We start from the raw sequence: 23,677 nt of genomic DNA, 5'->3' as shown, positions 1-23,677 counted from the left end.
TATAGCGTAACAAGCCTGACTATAGACGTTTAGCGCGAAACTAAACGTCTGTCCGACTTCATGCTATAAAGAAATGATTATTAGTTCGTTTAATCCTACCAACGATAGTGAGCGAAGGCTTTGTTCGCTTCAGCCATCTTGTGAGTGTCCTCACGCTTTTTAACAGATGCTCCAGTGTTATTCGCAGCATCCATGATTTCGTTAGCTAAACGCTCTTCCATCGTTTTCTCTCCACGAAGGCGAGAGTAGTTTACTAACCAACGAAGTCCTAACGTCGTACGACGCTCAGGCTTAACTTCGATCGGCACTTGATAGTTTGCACCACCAACACGACGAGCTTTAACTTCAAGAACTGGCATAATGTTTTTAAGAGCTTGCTCAAAAACTTCCATTGGATCATTACCAGTACGTTCTTGAACTAAATCAAAAGCTTTATATAAAATTGTTTGCGCTACTCCTCTTTTCCCATCAACCATGATACGGTTAATTAGACGAGTTACTAATTTTGAATTATAAAGTGGATCAGGTAATACATCTCTACGAGCTACAGGTCCTTTACGAGGCATTATTTCCCCTCCTTTCAATACTTAAACATATTTTTTTGTTTGCTATTATTTTTTAGCTGGTTTCGGTCTCTTAGTTCCATATTTAGAACGACCTTGCATACGATTTTGTACTCCAGCTGTATCTAGAGCTCCACGTACGATATGGTAACGAACCCCTGGTAAGTCTTTTACACGACCGCCACGGATAAGAACAACACTGTGCTCTTGTAGGTTGTGACCAATACCTGGAATGTATGCAGTAACCTCAATACCGTTAGTTAAACGCACACGAGCATATTTACGTAATGCTGAGTTCGGCTTCTTTGGAGTCATAGTTCCAACACGAGTACAAACACCGCGCTTTTGAGGCGAAGATTGGTTTGTCTGTGCTTTTTTGAAGCTGTTATAACCTTTATTTAACGCTGGCGAGTCAGATTTTTTTACTTTATCTTGACGACCTTTACGGACTAATTGGTTAATTGTAGGCATTTATTTTCCTCCTTTCTAAAACATTTACTAAGACCACTGAGCCAGGTGGTTCATTTTTTCCCAAAAGCAACGTTTTTGCCAAAGGATTATCCCTTCAGCAAAAACGTATTTACTTTATTATCGCTACAGTGGCTGCTGAAACATCAATTCCACAAGCTTTTCCAAGCTTTTTCATGGATTGAACTTTTATGGTAGGGACATCCTTTTTCTCCGCTAATGCAATTGCTTTATAAATAACTTTATAATCAGCATCCGTTGCAATATAGAGTTCTTTAACAATCCCATCCTCTAAAGCTTTTAAGGTTTGTTTCGTGCCAATTACTTTTTCTTTAGCCTGCGCTACTTTTTCATAAGACATTGTTCATCCTCCAAAGTATCAGGTGTCTTTGACGCACTTAGACATAGTATCATCCTTGCGCGCTATTGTCAACCTATCTTAGTCATGAAGTACAATTTCTTTTTCATTCTCTTCTACTTCTAGATCTATTAGGTCTTCTTGGCCTTCAAGCTTAAGGTCAATATTACGGTAACGAGTCATTCCTGTACCAGCAGGAACTAACTTACCAATAATTACATTTTCTTTCAGACCTAGTAACTCGTCACGTTTACCTTTAATAGCTGCATCTGTAAGTACACGTGTTGTTTCTTGGAACGATGCTGCAGATAAGAATGAGTCTGTTTCTAAGGATGCTTTTGTAATACCTAAAAGTACTGGGCGACCTGTAGCAGGTTGACCACCATCAATTAGAACTTTCTTATTGGCATCATTAAATTGCGGGATCTCAATTAATGAGCCAGGTAAAACATCTGTATCACCAGCATCTAATACTCTAACTTTTCTAAGCATTTGACGTACCATTACCTCTACGTGCTTATCGCCAATCTCTACCCCTTGCATACGGTAAACTTTTTGAACTTCTCGTAACAAGTATTCTTGTACTCCATTAATACCCGAAACCTTTAATAGTTCTTTAGGGTCAATTGAACCTTCTGTTAAAACTTCACCAGCAATCACTTCTTGCCCAACAGTTACTTTGATTCTAGCACCGTAAGGAATTGGATAGTTTCTTGTTTCAATCTCTCCTTGAACAGTAACTTCACGCTTTTCAGTAGCATCTGATACATCAATAACTTTACCGTCGATTTCTGATATAACCGCTTGACCTTTAGGGTTACGCGCTTCAAATAACTCCTGAATACGCGGTAAACCTTGAGTGATATCGTCTCCTGCTACCCCACCTGTATGGAATGTACGCATTGTAAGCTGTGTTCCAGGTTCTCCGATAGATTGGGCAGCAATAATTCCTACAGCTTCCCCTACTTCAACGTCAGAACCTGTCGCTAAATTACGTCCATAACACGCCTTACACACACCATGTCTAGTGTCACATGTAAATGCAGAGCGAATCGTTACTTCTTCAATACCTGCATCATCAATTTCTTTCGCAAGGTCTTCTGTAATCAATTCATTTTTATTAATGATTAACTCATTTGTTTCTGGATGGTGAACCGTTTTGAATACTACACGACCAACGAGACGATCGTATAAGCTTTCTATAATCTCTGTTCCTTCTCGAATAGCAGCAACCTTAAGTCCTCTATCTGTACCACAATCATCATCACGAACGATAACATCTTGAGCCACATCAACTAGACGACGAGTTAAGTAACCTGAGTCAGCTGTCTTTAACGCTGTATCCGCTAGACCCTTACGAGCACCGTGAGTAGAGATAAAGTACTCTAATACAGTTAAACCTTCACGGAAACTTGATTTGATCGGTAACTCAATGATGCGACCTGACGGGTTAGCCATTAATCCACGCATACCCGCAAGCTGCGTAAAGTTCGATGCGTTACCACGGGCACCAGAGTCACTCATCATAAAGATAGGGTTTAAGTGGTCAAGCGTTCCCATTAACTTATCTTGAATAACATCTTTTGCCGCACTCCAAATAGAGATAACTCGGTCATATCTTTCTTCTTCCGTGATTAAACCACGACGGAATTGTTTTACAACTCTGTCTACTTTTAATTCTGCTTCAGCTAAAATCTCTTTCTTTTCAGCTAATACGACAATATCAGCAACACCAACCGTAATACCCGCTTTTGTTGAGTATTTAAATCCTAATGCTTTCATTCTATCAAGCATTTTTGATGTCTCAGAAATTTTAAAGATTTTAAATACTTCTGCAATGACGTTACCTAAGAAACCTTTCTTAAACGGAGACACAACGTCTCTTTCCTGGAAGATTTCCTTTACATTTGAGCTTAGAGGAACAATGTATTTTTCAGGCGTTGCTACCTGAAGATTTGTCATTGATGGCTCATTAATATATGGGAACGTTTCAGGTAAAATTTCATTAAAGATTAATTTCCCAACTGAAGTCAATAATAGTTGCCCTTGTTGGCCTTCTGAGAACGTTGTTTTCTTTAACGATGCGACCGGAATAGCTACGCGACTGTGTAAATGTACATAGCCATTTTGATAGGCAATCAACGCCTCGTTTGTATCCTTAAAAATTGCACCTTCACCTACAGCATCTTTTCTCTCTAATGTGAGATAATAGTTACCTAATACCATATCCTGTGATGGTGTAACAACTGGTTTACCATCCTTAGGATTTAAGATATTTTGTGCTGCCAACATTAAAATTCTTGCTTCAGCTTGCGCTTCTGCTGAGAGAGGAACGTGAACGGCCATTTGGTCTCCGTCAAAGTCAGCGTTATAAGCAGTACAAACAAGCGGATGCAGCTTAATTGCTCTACCTTCAACTAGAGTTGGTTCAAAAGCCTGAATTCCTAAACGGTGAAGTGTTGGGGCACGGTTTAATAAAACCGGATGCTCTCTAATTACTTCTTCTAGTACATCCCAAACTTCCGGTTGAACACGCTCAACTTTTCTCTTAGCACTTTTAATGTTATGAGCAATCCCTTGAGCTACTAACTCTTTCATTACAAATGGTTTAAATAACTCTAGAGCCATTTCTTTCGGCAGACCACATTGATACATTTGTAGATGTGGGCCTACAACGATTACCGAACGACCTGAGTAGTCTACACGTTTTCCAAGTAAGTTTTGGCGGAAACGTCCTTGCTTACCCTTTAACATATGTGATAAAGACTTTAACGGTCGATTACCTGGACCTGTAACCGGTCTACCACGGCGACCATTATCAATCAAAGCATCTACCGCTTCTTGAAGCATACGCTTTTCGTTTTGAACAATAATATTGGGTGCCCCAAGGTCTAATAAACGCTTAAGACGATTATTTCTATTAATTACACGTCGATATAAATCGTTTAAATCTGACGTTGCAAAACGACCACCATCTAACTGAACCATAGGACGTAATTCTGGCGGAATTACAGGCAGAACATCAAGTATCATCCAAGAAGGATCGTTACCTGAATTTCTAAATGCCTCCAGTACTTCTAATCGTTTGATGGCTCTTGTACGACGTTGACCTTGAGCCGTAACTAATTCCTCTTTTAAAGAATCTACTTCTTTTTCAAGGTCAATATCTGATAATAGTTTACGAATTGCCTCTGCACCCATTTGTGCTGTAAAGCCTTTTCCATATTTTTCACGATACGTACGATACTCTTTTTCAGAAAGAAGTTGCTTTGTATCTAGAGGAGTTTCACCAGCATCAGTCACTACGTAGGAAGCAAAGTAAATAACCTCTTCTAATGACCTTGGTGACATATCTAAAACAAGACCCATTCTGCTTGGTATCCCTTTAAAGTACCAAATGTGTGAGACAGGGGCAGCTAACTCAATATGCCCCATCCGCTCACGACGTACTTTCGCTCTTGTTACTTCTACTCCACATCGGTCACAAACAACACCTTTGTAACGAACGCGTTTATATTTCCCACAATGACATTCCCAGTCTTTTGTAGGTCCAAAGATTCTCTCACAGAAAAGACCATCCTTTTCTGGCTTTAACGTACGGTAGTTAATTGTTTCAGGCTTCTTTACTTCTCCGCGAGACCACGAGCGGATTTTATTTGGCGAAGCGAGACCAATTTTCATGTATTCAAAATTGTTTACATCTATCAAGGGGTCAACCTCCCTTTCAACTTTCAGGTTCTACGATTATCCGTTAGATTCAGTGGTTTCAAGATTCAAATTAAGTTTTTCGTTCGTTTGATCTTCTTCTTCATCATCAAGCTCACGCATCTCAATTTCCTCTTCATTACTTGACAACATTTTGACATCCATACCTAAACTTTGAAGCTCTTTTATTAATACTTTAAATGACTCTGGAACACCAGGTTCTGGTACATTTTCGCCTTTAACAATCGCTTCATATGTCTTCACACGACCAATTACATCATCTGATTTCACAGTAAGAATTTCTTGTAATGTATATGCTGCACCATATGCCTCTAGTGCCCACACCTCCATCTCACCAAAACGCTGTCCACCAAATTGAGCTTTTCCTCCTAATGGTTGTTGCGTTACAAGTGAGTATGGACCTGTTGATCTAGCATGTAGTTTATCATCAACCATGTGAGCAAGCTTGATCATATACATAATACCAACAGAAATACGGTTATCAAACGGTTCACCTGTTCTTCCATCATAAAGTACAGTTTTACCGTCTCTAGCCATGCCTGCTTCTGCAAGAGTACCCCAAACGTCTTCTTCACGCGCTCCGTCAAATACAGGAGATGCAATATGAATACCTAAACGTCTGGCTGCCATTCCCATATGGAGCTCAAGCACTTGTCCGATGTTCATACGCGATGGTACCCCTAGTGGGTTAAGCATGATATCAATTGGCGTTCCATCAGGCAAATATGGCATATCTTCTTCTGGCATAATTCTTGAGATTACACCCTTGTTACCATGACGACCGGCCATTTTATCTCCCTCGTGAATTTTACGTTTTTGAACGATATATACACGAACAAGTTGGTTAACACCTGGTGGTAACTCATCTCCGTCTTCGCGATTGAAGACTTTAACATCTAAAATGATACCATCTCCACCATGAGGAGCTCGAAGTGATGTATCACGAACTTCCCTTGCTTTTTCTCCGAAAATAGCATGTAATAAACGTTCTTCTGCAGTAAGTTCCGTAACCCCTTTTGGTGTAACTTTACCTACGAGAATATCACCATCTTTTACTTCAGCACCGACACGAATGATTCCACGCTCATCTAAATTACGAAGCGCATCTTCACCAACGTTTGGAATGTCACGTGTAATTTCCTCTGGACCTAGTTTTGTATCTCTGGCTTCTGATTCATATTCTTCAATATGAATAGAAGTGTATACATCATCTTTAACAAGGCGCTCACTTAAGATAATCGCGTCCTCGTAGTTGTACCCTTCCCAAGTCATAAACCCTACAAGTACGTTTCTACCTAGAGCTAGTTCTCCTAATTCCATCGAAGGTCCATCAGCAAGGATTTCTCCTTTAGTAACAACGTTACCCTCTTTAACAATTGGACGTTGGTTATAACAAGTCCCTTGGTTAGAACGAACAAATTTCAAAAGATTGTAACGATCAAGATCTCCTTTTACCTCGTTACCATTTACATCCATTAAGCGGCGAATTTGAATTTCCTTCGCTGTTACACGCTCAACAACACCTTTGTACTTAGCTACTACAGCTGCACCAGAGTCTTTAGCAGATACGTGTTCCATCCCAGTTCCAACTAACGGGGATTGAGGTTGTAATAAAGGTACAGCTTGACGTTGCATGTTCGCTCCCATTAACGCGCGGTTGGAGTCATCGTTTTCTAAGAACGGAATACAAGCTGTCGCTGCAGACACAACTTGTTTCGGTGATACATCCATGTAGTCTACACGTTCACGCTTAACAATTGTGTTTTCTCCACGGAAACGAGCAATAATGTTATCATCGACAAACGAACCATCGTCTGCTAACTTTGCATTCGCTTGGGCAACTACGTAGTTATCTTCTTCATCTGCTGTTAAGTAGTCAATTTGTTCCGTAACCTTTCCAGTTTCAGGATCAACACGACGGTACGGCGTTTCCATAAACCCAAATTGATTAACCTTCGCAAATGAGGATAAAGAGTTGATTAACCCAATATTCGGACCTTCCGGTGTTTCGATCGGACACATACGCCCATAATGCGAATAGTGAACGTCACGTACTTCAAATCCAGCACGCTCACGAGTCAAACCACCAGGACCTAACGCCGATAGACGACGTTTATGTGTTAATTCCGCCAATGGATTTGTTTGATCCATGAACTGCGATAACTGCGAGCTACCAAAGAACTCTTTAATAGAAGCAATTACCGGACGAATATTAATTAACGCTTGAGGGGTAATCATATTCGCATCTTGAATAGACATTCGTTCACGAACAACACGTTCCATTCTTGATAAACCAATTCTAAACTGATTTTGTAATAATTCCCCAACAGAACGAAGGCGACGATTTCCTAAATGATCAATATCATCCGTATCACCAATTCCATGAAGAAGGTTAAAGAAGTAGTTTATTGATGCAATGATATCAGCTGGGGTAATGTTTTTAATGCTATTATCAACATTACCGTTACCAATTACATTAATAGCCACATCTTCTTCTTGGTTGTTCGGCGCATAAACTTTTATTGATTGTAACGGGACTTCAACATCATCCATAACGCCACCATGTAAAGATACATTTTTAAATCCTACATTGTTTTCTAAATAAGGAATTAAGCGATCAAGAAGACGGCGATCAATCATGACTCCTTCTTCCGCTAAAACTTCTCCTGTTTCAGGGTCAATTAACGTTTCAGCTAAACGCTGGTTGAAGAGACGATTTTTTATGTGTAACTTTTTATTAATTTTATAGCGGCCTACATTTGCTAGATCATAACGCTTTGGATCAAAAAAGCGGGATTCCAATAAGCTCTTAGCGTTTTCTACCGTTGGTGGCTCACCAGGACGAAGACGCTCATAGATTTCAAGCAGTGCCTTTTCCGTACTATCAGTGTTGTCTTTATCTAATGAATTTCTTAAATACTCATCTTCTCCAAGTAGATCAATGATTTCTTGATCAGATCCGAATCCTAAGGAGCGTAGTAGAACTGTAACAGGGATTTTTCTTGTACGGTCTATACGAACATAAACAATATCCTTAGCATCTGTTTCAAGTTCTAACCAAGCTCCACGGTTAGGAATTACAGTTGCTGTAAAACCTTTTTTACCGTTTTTATCGATTTTCTTACTATAGTAAACACTCGGAGATCGAACAAGCTGTGATACAATAACACGTTCTGCACCATTGATGACGAACGTACCTGTTTCAGTCATAAGAGGGAAATCACCCATAAAGACTTCTTGTTCTTTCACTTCTCCTGTTTCTTTATTTATAAGACGTACCTTTACTCGTAAAGGAGCAGCGTAAGTAACATCACGTTCCTTCGACTCTTCTACAGAATATTTAGGTTCACCTAAACTGTAATCAATAAACTCCAAAATTAAGTTTCCTGTAAAATCTTGAATCGGAGAGATGTCTTGAAACATTTCTCTTAAACCCTCATCAAGAAACCATTGATAAGAAGCCGTCTGAATTTCAATAAGATTAGGTAAATCTAATACTTCTTTAATCCTAGCGTAACTTCTTCGTTGGCGGTGTCGTCCATACTGAACTAGTTGACCTGTCAACTGATTCACCCCTTAAATCTAGCGTTTTTGTTTTCAATGAAATAATTATCATATGGAATACATATGATTTTTAATACTTAGCTTTGAAACCAAGTCTATTAGGAAAACTAGGTACATACCTACATTTGCTAACAATGAAGATAGACAAACATTAGTATCGATCTTAGTTTTCAAAAAATAACACTTTAACAAAGGAAATCTTTATTAAAGGATAAAACTTAGTTTTGACAACAACTTTTTCCTTTGTTAAAAAGAAAAAGGTTTTCTCAAAAAAATACAACTCATAAAGGCCTTTTGTTCCAAAAGACCACGTTGTAAAAAAGTTCATTCTCGGATGCGAAAAATGCAACTATGTATTTTTGCTCAAATCAAATTACAAAATCACGTTCTGATTCTTCAAATTGTGTTATAATAAACAAAAATACTTAAGCAATTGAGAAAATTTAAGATTATATTAGTTTGCCCATAAAATGGTTTTTTTATACTCAAAAAACATGTTGACTTTCGAGAAAAACTAGTATAAACGATATTCATACGCATTAAATAACACTATCACAACCGGAAAATAAAGTCAATATTTTTTTGCTTTTATAATATAATACCCTTTTGATTTCTTCTCCACAGTTACATCTTTGAATAAGCTCTCCAACTTTTCAATGGCAGATGGAGCTCCTTGCTTTTTCTGAATGACGATCCACAATTCTCCCAAATGCTCTAATTGCTCAAATGCATCCTCAAACAACTGGTGAACAACTTTTTTACCGGCTCTTATAGGTGGGTTTGAAAGAACAGCAGCAAAAGTATCCCCCTTTACATCACTAAGCAAATTACTTTTTTTAATCGTTACATTATTTATACCATTTAATTTTGCATTTAGTTCCGTTAACTCTAGAGCCCTTTCGTTAATATCCACCATAACAAAACGATAATCAGCTCTTTCTTTTGCTAACGTTAAACCTATAGGACCATACCCACATCCTACATCCAAAATGGCAGCCATACTTTCTGGGAAACGAAATGTTTCCAAAAGTAATTGTGTACCAAAATCTACTTCTTTTTTAGAAAACACACCCGCATCAGAAGTAAATGACATTTTCATTCCTCTTAGCTGCGACTCCCAACTTCTACGAGAACTTTTCACTGTCGGTTTTTCCGAATAATAGTGATTCGCCAAAATCCATCACACCTTTACTTATTACACCAATATTCATTATTACTTTAATAAATAAAAACTATACAAATTTTCTGCTTTTAAAATAACCCTATGAAATTGCAAATAAAAAGCCCGCATAAATGCGAGCTTTTTATTTATTACTTAACTTCTACAGAAGCACCAGCTTCTTCAAGTTTAGCTTTAACTTCTTCAGCTTCTTCTTTAGCAACGCCTTCTTTAAGCGGAGCTGGAGCACCATCAACTAATGCTTTTGCTTCTTTTAATCCTAAACCAGTGATTTCACGAACAACTTTGATTACGTTGATCTTAGATGCACCAGCAGATGTAAGAATTACATCAAATTCTGTTTGCTCAGCTTCAGCAGCAGCACCAGCGCCACCAACCATAGCTACAGGTGCAGCAGCAGTTACACCAAATTCTTCTTCAATTGCTTTTACAAGATCGTTTAATTCTAAAACTGTCATTTCTTTAATCGCTTCAATGATTTGATCTTTACTCATTTTATATTTCCTCCTAAATGTAAGTTTAAATTTAAATTAAAGTTATGCTCGGATTAAGCACCTTGTTCTTCTTTTTGTTCAGCAACAGCTTTTGTAGCCAATGCAAAGTTACGCATTGGAGCTTGAAGAACGCTAAGCAACATAGAAAGTAACCCTTCTCTTGAAGGAAGTTCAGCTAGTGCCTTAACTTCTTCTAATGTAGCATATTGACCTTCGATTACACCTGCTTTAATTTCTAACGCATCATGCTTTTTAGCAAAGTCGTTAAGAATTTTAGCTGGAGCAATAACATCATCACTACTAAAAGCAATCGCAGTTGGTCCTACTAACACTTCATCTAATTGTGTTAATTCTACTTCTGCAGTTGCACGACGTGTCATTGTGTTTTTGTAAACTTTAAAATCAACATTTGCTTCACGTAATTGCTTACGTAACTCAGTTACTTCAGCAACGTTTAACCCACGATAGTCAACAACTACTGTTGTTTTGCTATCACGAAGTTTTCCAGCAATCTCAGATACTACTTGTTGTTTTTGTTCACGTACGCTCATATTTACACCTCCTATGATTATTCGAAAACTTCCAGGTTTTACCCCGAAGTTTCTTATACTATCAAAGCTTGATAGTATTAAAACCATACCGTTTTTTTATGAGGTGATCCTTTCTATAGGAAAAGCCCCCATATGCCGAGACACACGGAGGCTATTGTTATAGTGATTAGATCAACTTTTAACAACCTCGGTAGGAAATTAAGCGAATGATGCGCACCTACTGTCTACGGTATGAATTATTCAATTCACATTTGTTAGTATATCTATTTAAAACAAAAGAGTCAACTGGAATTATTTTGTAGCGGCTGCTACATTAACTTTAACACCAGGTCCCATCGTTGATGCTACAGCGATGTTCTTCATGTAAGTTCCTTTTGCAGCTGCAGGTTTAACTTTAATTAAAGTTTCTACAACTGTAGTTAAGTTTTCAACTAACTTATTTGTATCAAAAGAAACTTTACCAATTGGAGCATGAATGTTTCCAGCTTTATCTACACGATATTCAATCTTACCTGCTTTGATCTCATTAACAGCTTTTTCAACTTCGAACGTAACTGTTCCAGTTTTAGGGTTTGGCATTAAACCTTTAGGACCTAATACACGTCCAAGTTTACCTACTTGCCCCATCATGTCTGGAGTAGCTACTACAACATCAAAGTCAAACCAACCTTGTTGGATTTTGTTAATGTAATCTTCATCCCCAACGTAATCCGCTCCAGCTGCTTCTGCTTGCTTAGCTTTGTCACCTTTAGCAAATACTAATACACGTTGAGTTTTACCTGTTCCATGTGGAAGAACAACTGCTCCACGAATTTGTTGATCAGCTTTCTTAGGATCAACTCCTAAACGAAATGCAACTTCAACTGTTTCATCAAAAGATGCTGATGAAGTCTTTTTTACTAATTCAATTGCTTCTTCTACAGGGTAAGCTTTTGTACGATCAACAAGCTTTGCAGCTTCTTGATACTTTTTACCTTTTTTAGCCAATTTTATTTCCTCCTTGATTGTGGTTTTAGCGGTAGTACCTCCCACTAAGAAAAGCGCAAGGCGCCCGCCTATCGGCGACACACTAATGATCGTATCAACGATTTAACGTGCTCAATCCGATGGCGCCTGGAGCTAGAAAGCTATCCAGGTTTTAGGACAATTTTGCCCTTAAATAAAGGTTGCGAGGTCTTTGATAGACCTATCCGCAACCTCGCTCATTACCTTCTTGCAAACCGTGAGAATTAGTCTTCAATAACAATTCCCATACTGCGTGCAGTACCTTCCACCATACGCATAGCTGACTCTACGTTAGCTGCGTTAAGGTCTGGCATTTTTGTTTCCGCGATTTCGCGTACTTTATCACGCTTTACTGTTGCTACTTTTTTACGATTCGGCTCACCTGATCCGCTTTGGATACCAGCAGCTACTTTAAGTAATACTGCAGCAGGTGGAGTTTTCGTAACGAATGTAAATGAACGGTCCTCAAATACCGTAATTTCAACCGGAATAATTAAACCAGCTTGATCAGCAGTACGAGCATTGAATTCTTTACAGAATCCCATAATGTTTACTCCCGCTTGACCTAGTGCAGGTCCAACTGGCGGTGCTGGATTTGCTTTCCCAGCAGGAATTTGTAATTTTACCATTTTAATAACCTTTTTAGCCACGCGACACACCTCCTTAAGTCCGTGATGTGGTTAGCCGGATCTTCTAAATTAGATCCTCCCACTCGATTTTACTTTCATTAGAAAGCTTTGTTCAAAATTCGCATTAAGAACAAAGAAGATTTTATCACTTTGTAAACAAGATAGCAAGTTTTATTTTCTATTAGATTTTTTCTACTTGAGAAAAGTCTAATTCGACTGGCGTTTCACGGCCAAACATATTGACATGAACTTTAAGTTTTTGTTTATCTATTTGAATCTCTTCAATGGAACCTACAAAATTTGCGAATGGACCGTCTGTTACTTTAACAGATTCTTTTAATTCAAAGTCAATTTCTGCTCTAGGTTCCTCGACTCCCATTTGACGTAAAATAGACTCTACTTCCTCAGGTAGAAGTGCAGTAGGCTTTGAACCTGCACCAGCAGAACCAACAAACCCTGTTACTCCTGGCGTATTCCTTACTACATACCACGAATCATCAGTCATTACCATTTCAACTAGTACGTATCCAGGAAATACTTTTTTAACAACAGATTTCGTTTTACCGTTTTTTGTTTCTGTTTCTTCTTCAACAGGAACTAAAACACGGAATATTTTATCTGTCATATCCATGGATTCTACTCTTTTTTCTAAATTTGTTTTTACTTTATTTTCATACCCTGAATAAGTATGAACTACAAACCAATTTTTCTCCATAATGAATAGGACCTTACGCCCTTCCCTCCTCTATGGATCAATCCCACTTAGTTAGAAAAATCTACCATGCAATTAGATTTTTCTTACACTCCCAACTAACCCATTAAGGTTAAAGGTCGTATAAATAAAAAGGATAGACCAATCATCCTAATATAAAGCGAATTAACGTAGAGATACCAAAGTCTACGACTGTAAAAAAGAGTGCAATAAACACCACTGTAGCTACTACTACTACGGTGTATCTTGTTAACTCTTTACGACTAGGCCACGAAACTCTTTTTAATTCTTTTACTACATCTCGCAAAAAATCATTCGTTCTCTTAACCACTCCAGCCATTAAGCCACCTCCGCCCTTTACACACTTACTTTTAGCGAATCATTTATACTTTAAACATGAAACTTCGGTTTAGGATTAAAACGCAAGAACTTCAGAAAAACCATAAACATACAATATTGGTAAATCGTGTTTTCTATACCGTTTATCCATAAGCTTGTACTATATGATGAGTACTTACGAGGTTATTTTGTTTCAAGATGAAGGGTGTGCTCATTACATACTTTACAGAATTTCTTCATTTCTTTACGCTCTGTATTAGAAGAATGATTCTTTTCCGTAGTGTAGTTGCGAGACTTACAGACATCACATGCAAGAACAATTTTCTTTCGCACTATAGATTACCCCAATCTTGTAATTGTTAATATTCACATACTAATCAACCATATCACAGGGCTTTGATAGTGTCAATATACTGTACAATTGTAACCAATATTTGCTTTTTCAAAACTAAATAATTTAAAACAATTAAAAAAATTGCTAAAATCAATTCTATGATCCCTGTAATCTCTTGCGAAAAAAACTATTACTTGATGATAACGGATCCATTTTACTGGATATGGTTTCTTAAGTCGTGAGATCTAACTAATAAGAAAAGCGCAAGTTCCCTTGCTCATCGACGTAATAAGCTGGACTGAGTCGAGTGAGATATAGGAGAGTCGAAAGTCGTTAGACTTTCGTTCTCGACTTATCGTAGACGAGACGAAGGAAGCTTTCTAGTCGATAGGGCGCTAGACAGTTTCTAAGTTAGAAATTTTATACTTTCTTACCTTGTAAATTTAAAAAGTTATTTACTTTTTCTTTAAGAACTTACTAGTGAACATTGAAAAGTTTAGAAAAGGGTAAACAAAAAACAGGGGAAAATCCCTGCTAGATGCTTACACCTTTTAACTCTACATAGCGTTCTAGTTTCCTTTTTACTCTCTGCAATGCGTTGTCAATAGATTTAACATGCCTGTTTAAGTCGACGGAAATTTCCTGGTAAGATCTTCCGTCTAAATAAAGCATTAATACTTTCCTCTCAAGTTCACTTAAGATTTCACCCATTTTCAGTTCAATATCATCGAACTCTTCTTGATTAATGAGTAATTCTTCTGGATCGGTTACACGACTGCCACAAATTACATCAAGAAGGGTACGATCACTTTCTTCATCATAAATGGGACGATCTAGTGATACATAAGAATTTAATGGGATGTGTTTTTGTCTAGTTGCCGTTTTAATCGCAGTAATAATTTGCCTAGTTATACAAAGTTCTGCAAATGCCTTAAACGAGGATAGCTTGTCTCCTTTAAAATCCCTAATCGCTTTGTAGAGTCCTATCATTCCTTCTTGAACAATATCCTCATGATCTGCACCTATTAAGAAGTAAGACCTTGATTTCGCTCTAACGAAGTTCTTATATTTATTAATAAGATACTCCAAAGCACCACTATCTCCTTGCCTAACGTATTCAACTAAGTATTCATCTTCCATTTGCTCAAAGTTAGCATTTTTGATTTCTTTGAGGCCTATGCTCACCATAATCCCCCCCGACCTTCGATGAATTGTATTACGTATAAAAAGGTGAATATTTACAATCAAGTAGCAATGACAAAACAATTACATGGCAACTGATAATCTATTACTTAATCCCCTTTTATGACCAACGATTACGAAAAAATATTAACCGCTTTCCTTTTTCCCAAAAAAGAATTGTATAAATATAGGAGTATTATATAGCATTGATTTAACAAGCGTCAACCACTCACATGTTGCCTCGACGCCATTTTTCAAAAATTTCTGCCAATTCGTCAGAAATCGCTATTTTCGCCGTTTTTCTTACTTTTTTCGACTTTTTGACTTCTTTCTCTATTCCCTTTTCTATAATAGCCATTTCAGTACGTAATTCTCTAGCAGATTTTCGTAAGGCTCCTCTTCCGAATGTAATTGATTGTTCCACAAAATCAGAAGTAGCAACGTATACTTGCGTATTTATTGTTTTTAATTCATGGACTAATTTTTCAATACGTTCATCGGCAGTCTCGTTTTCTCTTGTGTATACAATTTCTAGCCTGTAATTACTATATTTTTTCCCTATACCAGGTACCATATGGGCATCAAAGACAATAATGACTTTCATACCACTATAAGCTTGATACTCAGCCATTTTCTCAACTAACTCGTCTCTCGCACCTTCTAAATTATCCTTTTTTAATGCTTTTAGTTCCTTCCAATCCCCAATAATGTTATAGCCGTCTACGAGTAGTATATTGTCCATTTTATTTCAATCCTATTGTGTTACGCTTCCTTAAAACCTCATACATTAAAAGACTTGCTGCTACAGAAGCATTTAAGGAAGTCACCTTTCCTTGCATGGGTATACTGAGTAGAAAATCGCACTTCTCCTTAACTAAACGACTCATTCCTTTTCCTTCGCTACCTATTACTAGACCGATAGGCAAATCAAAACTTGCCTGTCTGAAATCTGTATCACCCTTAGCGTCTGTCCCGGCAAACCATAGCCCACGTTTTTTTAATTCGTCCATCGTTCTTGCTAGGTTTGTAACACGTACGACCGGAACATACTCAATCGCTCCAGTAGAAGCTTTAGCTACTGTTGCGGTTAGTCCTACTGCTCTTCTTTTGGGAATAATTACTCCATGCGCTCCACTAGCATCAGCAGTTCGAATAATCGAACCTAAGTTATGGGGATCCTCAATTTCATCTAAAATAAGAAAAAACGGATCCTCACCTTTTTCTTCGGCCTTTTTAAACAAGTCTTCTAACTGTGCATACTCATACGCAGCAACCGAAGCTACAATCCCTTGGTGGTTTTGAGAATCGATCAAAGATTCTATTTTCTTTTTAGGTACAAATTGATACTGAATTCCATTTGCTTTTGCTAGATCAATCACTTGATTTACTTGACCTTTTTGAGAGCCTTCTCCAATCCAAATTTTATTAATCGGGTGGCCAGAACGTATTGCTTCTAAAACAGGATTTCTACCGATAATAAATTCACTTCCCATTTTTCACACTCCCTCCTTCTTCTTCCAAAATTTTAAATGTTTTCTCAATAACACAGTCAAGTCTCTCGTATTCATTTAATAAATATAAGTAACCTAATAAAGCTTCAAAAGCCGTACTCTGTCGGTAAGTTTGTAAGTCTGTACTTTTTCGAACATTGCCAGGTTTGGCATTTCTGCCACGCATTACAACATCAATTTCCTCTCTACTTAAAAAATCTGTCGAAAGCAACCTGTTAATAACTATTGCTTGAGCTTTTGCAGACACGTAACTTGTTGCTTTTTTATGAAGTTCGTTAGGTCTTACCTTTCCTGAAGCAATTAGCCGATACCGGACATACGTATCAAGAACAGTATCACCCATATATGCTAAAGCCAACGCATTTAGTTGTTTTAAATCAATTTTTGGTTCTGTTAGTTTCATCATTATGGTTATTCCCTCTTCCAACGCACTCCTTGTGGCGTATCCTCTAAAATAATATTCATATTTTTCAAATCGTCTCTAATTTTATCCGCAAGTGCAAAATCTTTATTTTTTCTTGCTTCATTCCTTTGTTCAATTAATTTATCAATTTCCTCATCTAGCAGCTCTTTTGCTGACGAAAGATCAAAACCAAGCACACCAGATAATTCCTCAAATGTTTTTAAAAAGTACTCAAGTACTTTTTTTGATGAATGATCCTCACGCAAATAAAGATTTGCTTTTTTTGCTAAATCAAACAGTGTTGCAATTGCATTGGCGCTGTTAAAATCATCATCCATTTCTTTGATAAACTTTTCTTTCTCTACATTTATTTTTCCGATCCAATCGTTCTCATTTTCACCTAAGTTAGCACTCTCTTCTAGGCGATACTGAAGGTTTCTGACTGCCGTTTTTAAACGATCAAAACTACTCTTAGCACTATTTAACAATTCGTCACTAAAATTTATCGGACTTCTGTAGTGGGCCATAAGCATAAAGAAACGTATAATTTCAGGTTCATATTTTTTAATAATATCGTGAACCAAAATAAAGTTTCCTAACGACTTCGACATTTTCTCATTATCAATATTAATATACCCATTATGAAGCCAATAGTTAGCCATCGGTTTACCGGTCATTGCTTCTGATTGAGCAATTTCATTTTCATGGTGTGGGAATGAAAGGTCCTGCCCCCCTGCATGAATATCAATCGTGTCTCCTAAATATTTCTTCACCATGGCTGAACATTCAATATGCCACCCTGGTCTTCCTTCTCCCCATGGACTAGCCCATGATATTTCCCCTGGTTTCGCAGCTTTCCAAAGAACAAAATCTAAAGGGTCTACTTTTTGCTGCTCGACTTCAATTCTGGCTCCTGATTGTAGGTCATCAATTGATTGTTGCGAAAGCTTTCCATATCCTTTGAATTTCCTCGTACTGAAATATACATCTCCATTAACTTCATAGGCAAATCCTTTATCGACAAGACCTTTAATAAAATCAATAATTTCTACCATTGTTTCTGTAACACGAGGATGAACGTCTGCACAACGTACACCTAAAGCAGCTACATCATCAAAATACGCTTTAATAAATCGCTCGGCAATTGTTGGTACATCTTCACCTAATTCTTTTGCTGCTTTTATAAGTTTATCGTCAACATCAGTAAAGTTAGATACATATGTTACGTCATAGCCTCGGAACTCTAAGTACCTTCGAACCATATCAAAAATTATCGCCGGTCTTGCATTACCAATATGAATATAATTGTAAACCGTCGGTCCACACACATACATTTTGACTTTGCTTTCTTCTATTGGTTGAAATAGTTCTTTTTGTCTTGACAACGTGTTATATACTTTAATCGACATTATTTTACACTCCTTCATTTAATATAATTTGAAATTTTGTTGAGTGAAGCCCATCATTGCATTAATTCAATCACACCAATTTAGATTTAAGTTACCAAGGCACTATTCAACTCGATCTATAATTTGGCGTTGTAAAACCTGTATTGTTAATTTCATTTAAGTTGAGATACATTTACGGTTGTTTTAATTTTGCTAGCTCATCTTTAAGACGATTTATCTCAGCTTCAAGCTCTTTAAATTTATCTGCAACTGGGTCTGGTAAATTTATATGATCTAAGTCTCTTCTAATTTTCACACCATCTTGCATAACGACCCGTCCAGGTATCCCTACAACCGTAGAATTGGGTGGAACTTCATTAAGTACTACAGATCCCGCACCAATACGTGAGTTTTTCCCTATTTTCATTGAACCTAATACTTTTGCTCCTGATGCTATCAATACATTATCTTCAATTGTGGGATGTCGTTTACCTTTCTCTTTCCCTGTACCACCTAATGTAACACCTTGATAGATAGTTACATTATCTCCAATTTCACACGTTTCTCCAATTACGACACCCATACCATGGTCAATAAATAAACGTTGGCCAATTACTGCACCAGGATGAATTTCTATCCCCGTGATAAAACGCGAAACTTGAGATATAAACCTAGCAAGAAAAAACAATCTTTTTTTCCATAAGAAATGAGCAAACCTATGTGCCCAAATTGCATGAAGGCCTGAGTAAGTAAAAATCACTTCAATTTTACTTCTCGCGGCTGGATCTTGTTCAAACACTACATCAATATCGTTTCTTAACGTTTTAAACAACCATTTCTCCCCCTTCTAGATACAACATACACCGAAAATCGTATTTCTATAGATATTAAAATAACAGTTAACAAATTAAGCTTTATTACGGTAAAATCTTTAAATCGAGTGAATTTCAAAGTTTCATTTCGAGCGGCATCAACTAAATAAACGTACCAAATAGGCATTTAATAACTATAATATGAAATTCATTAAATTGTATAAATTATTGCTATGTCTTTATCGATAACTAAGTTTTTAACCTCATATAAAAAAGCGCCTCTGTGCATAATGTGCACAGAGACGCTTTTTAGCGCGGTTCCACTCTGTTTGAGTATGGTATTATACTCCTCTTAACTCTTTTAACGGAGAGTGCCGCCAATACTTACTTTGTTATCAAAAACATTTTAGTATTAGACTCAGAGGGGCAATTCAAAGGATATTTCTTAAGCTACTTTCAGCCTTGGCAGCTCTCTCTAAATAAGAAATAGTCCTTTTACTTATCCTCTTCTACGCTTTACAATAATCCGGTTAAACGATTTAACACGATTTCTTTACCTAATAAACTTATTGCTTGTGGTAAGTCGGGACCATGTGTTTGACCCGTTGTCGCTACACGGATCGGCATAAATAACTGCTTACCTTTATACCCTGTTGCTTTCTGGGTAGCTTTTGTAGCTGCTTTAATTTCTTCAGCTGTAAATGTTTCTAAAGCTTCTAATTGAGTTTTAAATTCTTTTAACACTGCAGGAACTTGTTCTTCATTTAAAATTTCTTTTGCCTCTTCATTATACTCAATTTCAGTCTTAAAGAACAACTCTGTTAGTTCAACAATTTCTCCACCATAGCTCATTTTTTCCTGATGCAATAAGATTAAGTCTCTTGCCCATTGTTTCTTTTCTAGAGTCATAGCTCCAGATAACCTTCCAGCCTTTACCAGGTGAGGGAGTGCTAACTCAACTACTCGATCACCATCAGCCTTTTTCATATATTGATTATTCATCCACTCAAGTTTTTGTGTATCAAATACAGCAGGAGCTTTTGAAACTCTCTCTAAACTAAATTGTTCAATGAGTTCTTCTTTTGTAAATATTTCTTCTTCTCCAACAGGAGACCAACCAAGTAAAGCTAAAAAGTTAACAATCGCTTCTGGTAAGTACCCTAAATCTCGATATTGTTCAACAAATTGAATAATCGATTCGTCACGTTTACTCATCTTTTGACGGTCCTGGTTTAATATTAATGAAGCATGAGCAAACTTTGGCGTTTCCCACCCAAAAGCTTCGTATAATAAAACTTGGCGTGGTGCATTTGATAAGTGTTCTTCACCGCGAATAATATGAGAGATCTCCATTAAATGATCATCAACAACAACAGCAAAGTTATACATTGGAATTCCGTCTCGCCTTGCAATAATGAAATCACCGATACCCTCTGCTTCAAATTCTACTTTTCCTCTAACAGCGTCATCTACAATTACTAGCTTTCCTTCTGGAACGCGAAAGCGAACAACCGGTTTTCTACCTTCATTTTCATAAGCGGTACGTTTCTCAACTGTTAAGTCTCGGTCACGTCCGCTATATTTAGGAGTTTCACCGCGTGCTAATTGTTCCTCTCGTTCTCTTTCGCTTTCTTCCTCTGTCATATAGCAATAGTATGCTTTTCCTTGGTCTATAAGTTCTTGAATATACTTTTTGTATATATTTAATCGTTCCATACAGCTATATGGCCCAAACTCCCCACCAACATCGACACTTTCATCCCACTCAATTCCTAACCACTTCATACTTTCCAATAATTTTTCTTGAGCTGTTTCTACATTTCTTGCTTGATCTGTATCCTCAATTCGTACGATAAACTTTCCACCTTGGTTACGGGCAAATAAATAATTAAATAGAGCAGACCTCGCTCCTCCTATATGTAAATGTCCTGTTGGACTTGGGGCAAAACGAACTCTCACTTGTTTTGACATGTTTAACACCATCCATTTCTTTCATAATTCTATTTTCAGAAAAAGTGTTCAAGACTATAATTTTAAAGTAATTAACGATTATTTTTCACTAATAACACAACTGCTTGAGATGCTATACCTTCTTCTCTACCACAAAAACCTAATTTTTCGGTTGTTGTTGCTTTAACATTTACTTGATCTAAATCAGCTTCTAATAATTCACTAATCCTACGTCTCATTTCAGGGATATAAGGAGCCATCTTTGGCCTTTGTGCAATAATCGTGCAATCAATATTTCCTAAAGTATACCCTTTTTCTTTGACAATTTCCCAAACGTGCGAAAGAAGTTTTGCCGAATCTGCGTCTTTAAAATTAGGGTCCGTATCTGGGAAGTGCTTTCCGATATCTCCCTCACCAATTGCACCTAAACAGGCATCAGCAACTGTGTGGAGTAAAACATCAGCATCAGAATGACCTAATAGCCCCATTTCATGAGGTATTTCAATTCCACCTATGATTAATTTTCTTCCTTCGACTAATTGATGTACATCATACCCTTGTCCTATTCTTATCATACTAATTCTCCTCGTCTCACTCGCAAAATAAACGATGCAAACACGATATCCTCTCGAGTAGTGAGTTTAATATTGAAGTAGTCTCCTGTAACAATTGATACAGGTTTATCTAGCTTTTCCATTAAACTAGCATCATCAGTTCCTAAAAAATTATTTTTCTCAGCCCATTCATGAGCAGAAAGAATAGCTTGTAAACGAAACGCTTGAGGTGTTTGAACTGACCATAAACTAGATCGATCTACTGTATGTGATACAAATTCACCTTCACTCATTTTTACGGTGTCTTTAATCGGCACAGCGAGTATTGCAGCTTCTGTTTTTTCTGTTTCTTCAACTAGACGGTGAATATGCTCTTCCTTTACAAATGGACGAGCGCCATCGTGTATTAACACGATCTTATCTCCACCCAATTCTTTCAATCCATTTCGAACGCTATGTTGCCTTTCTGTGCCCCCAGAAACTACTTTTGAAACTTTTGAAATTTTATATATATTTGTCAGTTGAGTTATTTGTTCAATTTCATCCTTGTTTGCCACTATAATAATTTCTTCACACCAGTTATCATTTTGAAAAGTGTTTAATGTATGTACGATGACAGGCTTATCTTCTAAGAGTAGAAACTGTTTGTTTTTATTAAGTTTCATTCTTTTTCCTTGCCCTGCTGCAGGAATCACTACAGAATATTTCATTAAAGAGCTTCTCCATTCAAAAGTATAATCTTAAACTATGATTATTATAGCGAACTAGAGAAAAAAAGGAAACGTCAAGACAACAAATGTTGACCTAACGTTTTCTATAAAATATTTATAATGCCTTTTCTAATAATTTTGGTTTAGCAAATATCATTCTACCGGCTGATGTTTGAAGTACACTAGTAACTATTACATCAATATGCTTTCCAATGTGATCACGACCACCTTCAACAACAATCATTGTGCCATCGTCTAAATAAGCAATACCTTGATTATGCTCTTTACCATCTTTTATCACTTGGACATGTAACTCTTCACCAGGTAAAACAATTGGCTTTACCGCATTTGCTAAGTCATTAATGTTTAATACCGGAACCCCTTGAAGATCACACACTTTATTTAAATTAAAATCATTCGTCACAACAAGTCCAGAAACAAGCTTTGCTAGTTTAACTAACTTACTATCAACCTCTTGAATGTCTTCAAAGTCACCTTCGTAAATTTCAACATTAATCGATAGTTCTTTTTGTATTTTATTTAATATATCTAATCCTCGGCGACCACGGTTTCTCTTTAATACATCAGATGAATCTGCAATATGCTGAAGTTCTTCAAGTACAAACTGCGGAATAACTAAAGTCCCTTCTAAAAACCCTGTTTGGCAAATATCAGCAATACGTCCATCTATTATAACACTCGTATCTAGTATTTTAAGCTCAACACCATGTCTTTCTTTTACTACTTCATCAACATCCTTCTTTTTATCACTTTTTCTTGAAAACAAATGAATAAGTTCATCCCGCTTCTTAAATCCAACTTGAAAACCTAAATATCCTAATAATAAAGTTAGGAAGATAGGTAAAACTGTACTAACAACAGGGATTGTATTCAAAGGTAATACAATTAAAAATGCAACAATTAATCCAAAAATAATTCCCATTGTTCCAAAAAGAACATCTGTTGCCGGAGCCTTCACTAACTTTTCCTCTACTAAACGAATTAACCCAACAATATAATCTGTAATCCAAAATGAAGATAAATATAATATAATTGCACCAATTACAGCACCAGAATAAGAATTTGTAACCCAATTAGGCAAACCACCAAAATTCAAAATTTCTATTACGTCTGGTACAAATAGAAATCCCAATGTTCCACCTAAAATAACAAAGAAAAGCTTAACTATCCATCTCACCATCGATTCCACCTCCTTTACCATTATAGACATTCTGAAAAATTTG

The 23,677-nt window shown here is 37.0% G+C and carries 23 protein-coding genes and 2 other annotated features; all 23 genes read right to left on the bottom strand.

Annotation, left to right across the window (positions count from 1 at the left end; translation table 11 throughout):
• Window positions 1–95: 95 nt before the first annotated feature.
• Complete coding sequence (rpsG, locus tag BKP45_RS02505; RefSeq protein ID WP_071307861.1) at window positions 96–566, bottom strand: 30S ribosomal protein S7; 471 nt, start codon at window positions 564–566, stop codon at window positions 96–98.
• Window positions 567–611: 45 nt separating this feature from the next.
• Window positions 612–1,034, bottom strand: a complete 423-nt coding sequence (gene rpsL / locus BKP45_RS02500) for a 30S ribosomal protein S12 (protein ID WP_071388220.1) — start codon at window positions 1,032–1,034, stop codon at window positions 612–614.
• A 109-nt stretch (window positions 1,035–1,143) separates the two neighbouring features.
• The gene (locus tag BKP45_RS02495; RefSeq protein WP_071307859.1) at window positions 1,144–1,392 is read right to left on the bottom strand and encodes a 50S ribosomal protein L7ae-like protein; all 249 of its coding nucleotides are present in this window, start codon (window positions 1,390–1,392) and stop codon (window positions 1,144–1,146) included.
• 78 nt (window positions 1,393–1,470) lie between these two features.
• Entirely contained in the window at window positions 1,471–5,097 is a 3,627-nt protein-coding gene (rpoC, locus tag BKP45_RS02490) for a DNA-directed RNA polymerase subunit beta' (protein WP_071388219.1), read from the bottom strand.
• Between the two features lie 36 nt (window positions 5,098–5,133).
• Entirely contained in the window at window positions 5,134–8,679 is a 3,546-nt protein-coding gene (rpoB, locus tag BKP45_RS02485) for a DNA-directed RNA polymerase subunit beta (RefSeq protein WP_071388218.1), read from the bottom strand.
• Between the two features lie 571 nt (window positions 8,680–9,250).
• Window positions 9,251–9,853: a class I SAM-dependent methyltransferase gene (locus tag BKP45_RS02480; RefSeq protein WP_071388217.1), complete on the bottom strand. Its 603-nt coding sequence runs from the start codon at window positions 9,851–9,853 to the stop codon at window positions 9,251–9,253.
• A 137-nt stretch (window positions 9,854–9,990) separates the two neighbouring features.
• A complete protein-coding gene (gene rplL / locus BKP45_RS02475) occupies window positions 9,991–10,353 on the bottom strand; it encodes a 50S ribosomal protein L7/L12 (protein ID WP_071388216.1) in 363 nt (120 codons plus the stop codon).
• Window positions 10,354–10,406: 53 nt separating this feature from the next.
• Entirely contained in the window at window positions 10,407–10,904 is a 498-nt protein-coding gene (gene rplJ / locus BKP45_RS02470; RefSeq protein ID WP_071388215.1) for a 50S ribosomal protein L10, read from the bottom strand.
• 109 nt (window positions 10,905–11,013) lie between these two features.
• Window positions 11,014–11,152: a sequence feature (ribosomal protein L10 leader region), on the bottom strand.
• Window positions 11,153–11,195: 43 nt separating this feature from the next.
• Window positions 11,196–11,936 (bottom strand): 50S ribosomal protein L1, encoded by a 741-nt coding sequence (gene rplA, locus BKP45_RS02465; RefSeq protein WP_281243117.1) that lies wholly within the window; start codon window positions 11,934–11,936, stop codon window positions 11,196–11,198.
• Window positions 11,937–12,133: 197 nt separating this feature from the next.
• Complete coding sequence (gene rplK, locus BKP45_RS02460) at window positions 12,134–12,559, bottom strand: 50S ribosomal protein L11 (protein ID WP_071307852.1); 426 nt, start codon at window positions 12,557–12,559, stop codon at window positions 12,134–12,136.
• 160 nt (window positions 12,560–12,719) lie between these two features.
• Window positions 12,720–13,253 (bottom strand): transcription termination/antitermination protein NusG, encoded by a 534-nt coding sequence (nusG, locus tag BKP45_RS02455; RefSeq protein ID WP_071388213.1) that lies wholly within the window; start codon window positions 13,251–13,253, stop codon window positions 12,720–12,722.
• A 142-nt stretch (window positions 13,254–13,395) separates the two neighbouring features.
• Window positions 13,396–13,590: a preprotein translocase subunit SecE gene (gene secE, locus BKP45_RS02450; protein ID WP_071388212.1), complete on the bottom strand. Its 195-nt coding sequence runs from the start codon at window positions 13,588–13,590 to the stop codon at window positions 13,396–13,398.
• 182 nt (window positions 13,591–13,772) lie between these two features.
• On the bottom strand, window positions 13,773–13,922 hold the full coding sequence (rpmG, locus tag BKP45_RS21370; RefSeq protein ID WP_084034485.1) for a 50S ribosomal protein L33: 150 nt from the start codon (window positions 13,920–13,922) through the stop codon (window positions 13,773–13,775).
• A 535-nt stretch (window positions 13,923–14,457) separates the two neighbouring features.
• Window positions 14,458–15,111: an RNA polymerase sporulation sigma factor SigH gene (gene sigH / locus BKP45_RS02445; protein ID WP_407639570.1), complete on the bottom strand. Its 654-nt coding sequence runs from the start codon at window positions 15,109–15,111 to the stop codon at window positions 14,458–14,460.
• A 223-nt stretch (window positions 15,112–15,334) separates the two neighbouring features.
• Window positions 15,335–15,847, bottom strand: a complete 513-nt coding sequence (locus tag BKP45_RS02440; protein WP_071388210.1) for an NYN domain-containing protein — start codon at window positions 15,845–15,847, stop codon at window positions 15,335–15,337.
• A 1-nt stretch (window position 15,848) separates the two neighbouring features.
• Window positions 15,849–16,598 carry a 23S rRNA (guanosine(2251)-2'-O)-methyltransferase RlmB gene (rlmB, locus tag BKP45_RS02435; protein ID WP_071388209.1) on the bottom strand — a complete coding sequence of 250 codons (750 nt, stop codon included), beginning with the start codon at window positions 16,596–16,598 and terminating at the stop codon, window positions 15,849–15,851.
• The gene (locus BKP45_RS02430; protein ID WP_071389021.1) at window positions 16,588–17,019 is read right to left on the bottom strand and encodes a Mini-ribonuclease 3; all 432 of its coding nucleotides are present in this window, start codon (window positions 17,017–17,019) and stop codon (window positions 16,588–16,590) included. The genes rlmB and BKP45_RS02430 overlap by 11 nt, the downstream gene beginning before the upstream one ends.
• 8 nt (window positions 17,020–17,027) lie before the next feature.
• Window positions 17,028–18,428: a cysteine--tRNA ligase gene (gene cysS / locus BKP45_RS02425; protein ID WP_139193722.1), complete on the bottom strand. Its 1,401-nt coding sequence runs from the start codon at window positions 18,426–18,428 to the stop codon at window positions 17,028–17,030.
• A gap of 172 nt (window positions 18,429–18,600) precedes the next feature.
• Window positions 18,601–19,239, bottom strand: coding sequence for a serine O-acetyltransferase (gene cysE / locus BKP45_RS02420; RefSeq protein ID WP_071388208.1), 639 nt, complete (start codon window positions 19,237–19,239; stop codon window positions 18,601–18,603).
• 275 nt (window positions 19,240–19,514) lie between these two features.
• Window positions 19,515–19,740 (bottom strand) — a binding site (T-box leader).
• Window positions 19,736–21,190 (bottom strand): glutamate--tRNA ligase, encoded by a 1,455-nt coding sequence (gene gltX / locus BKP45_RS02415; protein ID WP_071388207.1) that lies wholly within the window; start codon window positions 21,188–21,190, stop codon window positions 19,736–19,738. (Overlaps the previous feature by 5 nt.)
• Before the next feature lie 71 nt (window positions 21,191–21,261).
• On the bottom strand, window positions 21,262–21,744 hold the full coding sequence (gene ispF / locus BKP45_RS02410; protein ID WP_071388206.1) for a 2-C-methyl-D-erythritol 2,4-cyclodiphosphate synthase: 483 nt from the start codon (window positions 21,742–21,744) through the stop codon (window positions 21,262–21,264).
• On the bottom strand, window positions 21,741–22,433 hold the full coding sequence (gene ispD, locus BKP45_RS02405) for a 2-C-methyl-D-erythritol 4-phosphate cytidylyltransferase (protein WP_071388205.1): 693 nt from the start codon (window positions 22,431–22,433) through the stop codon (window positions 21,741–21,743). Before ispD ends, ispF begins: the two co-directional genes overlap by 4 nt.
• A gap of 115 nt (window positions 22,434–22,548) precedes the next feature.
• Window positions 22,549–23,634 carry a PIN/TRAM domain-containing protein gene (locus BKP45_RS02400; protein ID WP_071388204.1) on the bottom strand — a complete coding sequence of 362 codons (1,086 nt, stop codon included), beginning with the start codon at window positions 23,632–23,634 and terminating at the stop codon, window positions 22,549–22,551.
• Window positions 23,635–23,677 lie beyond the last annotated feature (43 nt).

The sequence above is a fragment of the Anaerobacillus alkalidiazotrophicus genome (genome assembly GCF_001866055.1).
Note: the sequence above shows the minus strand (reverse complement) of the source record. Positions and strands in the feature narration are given on the sequence as shown.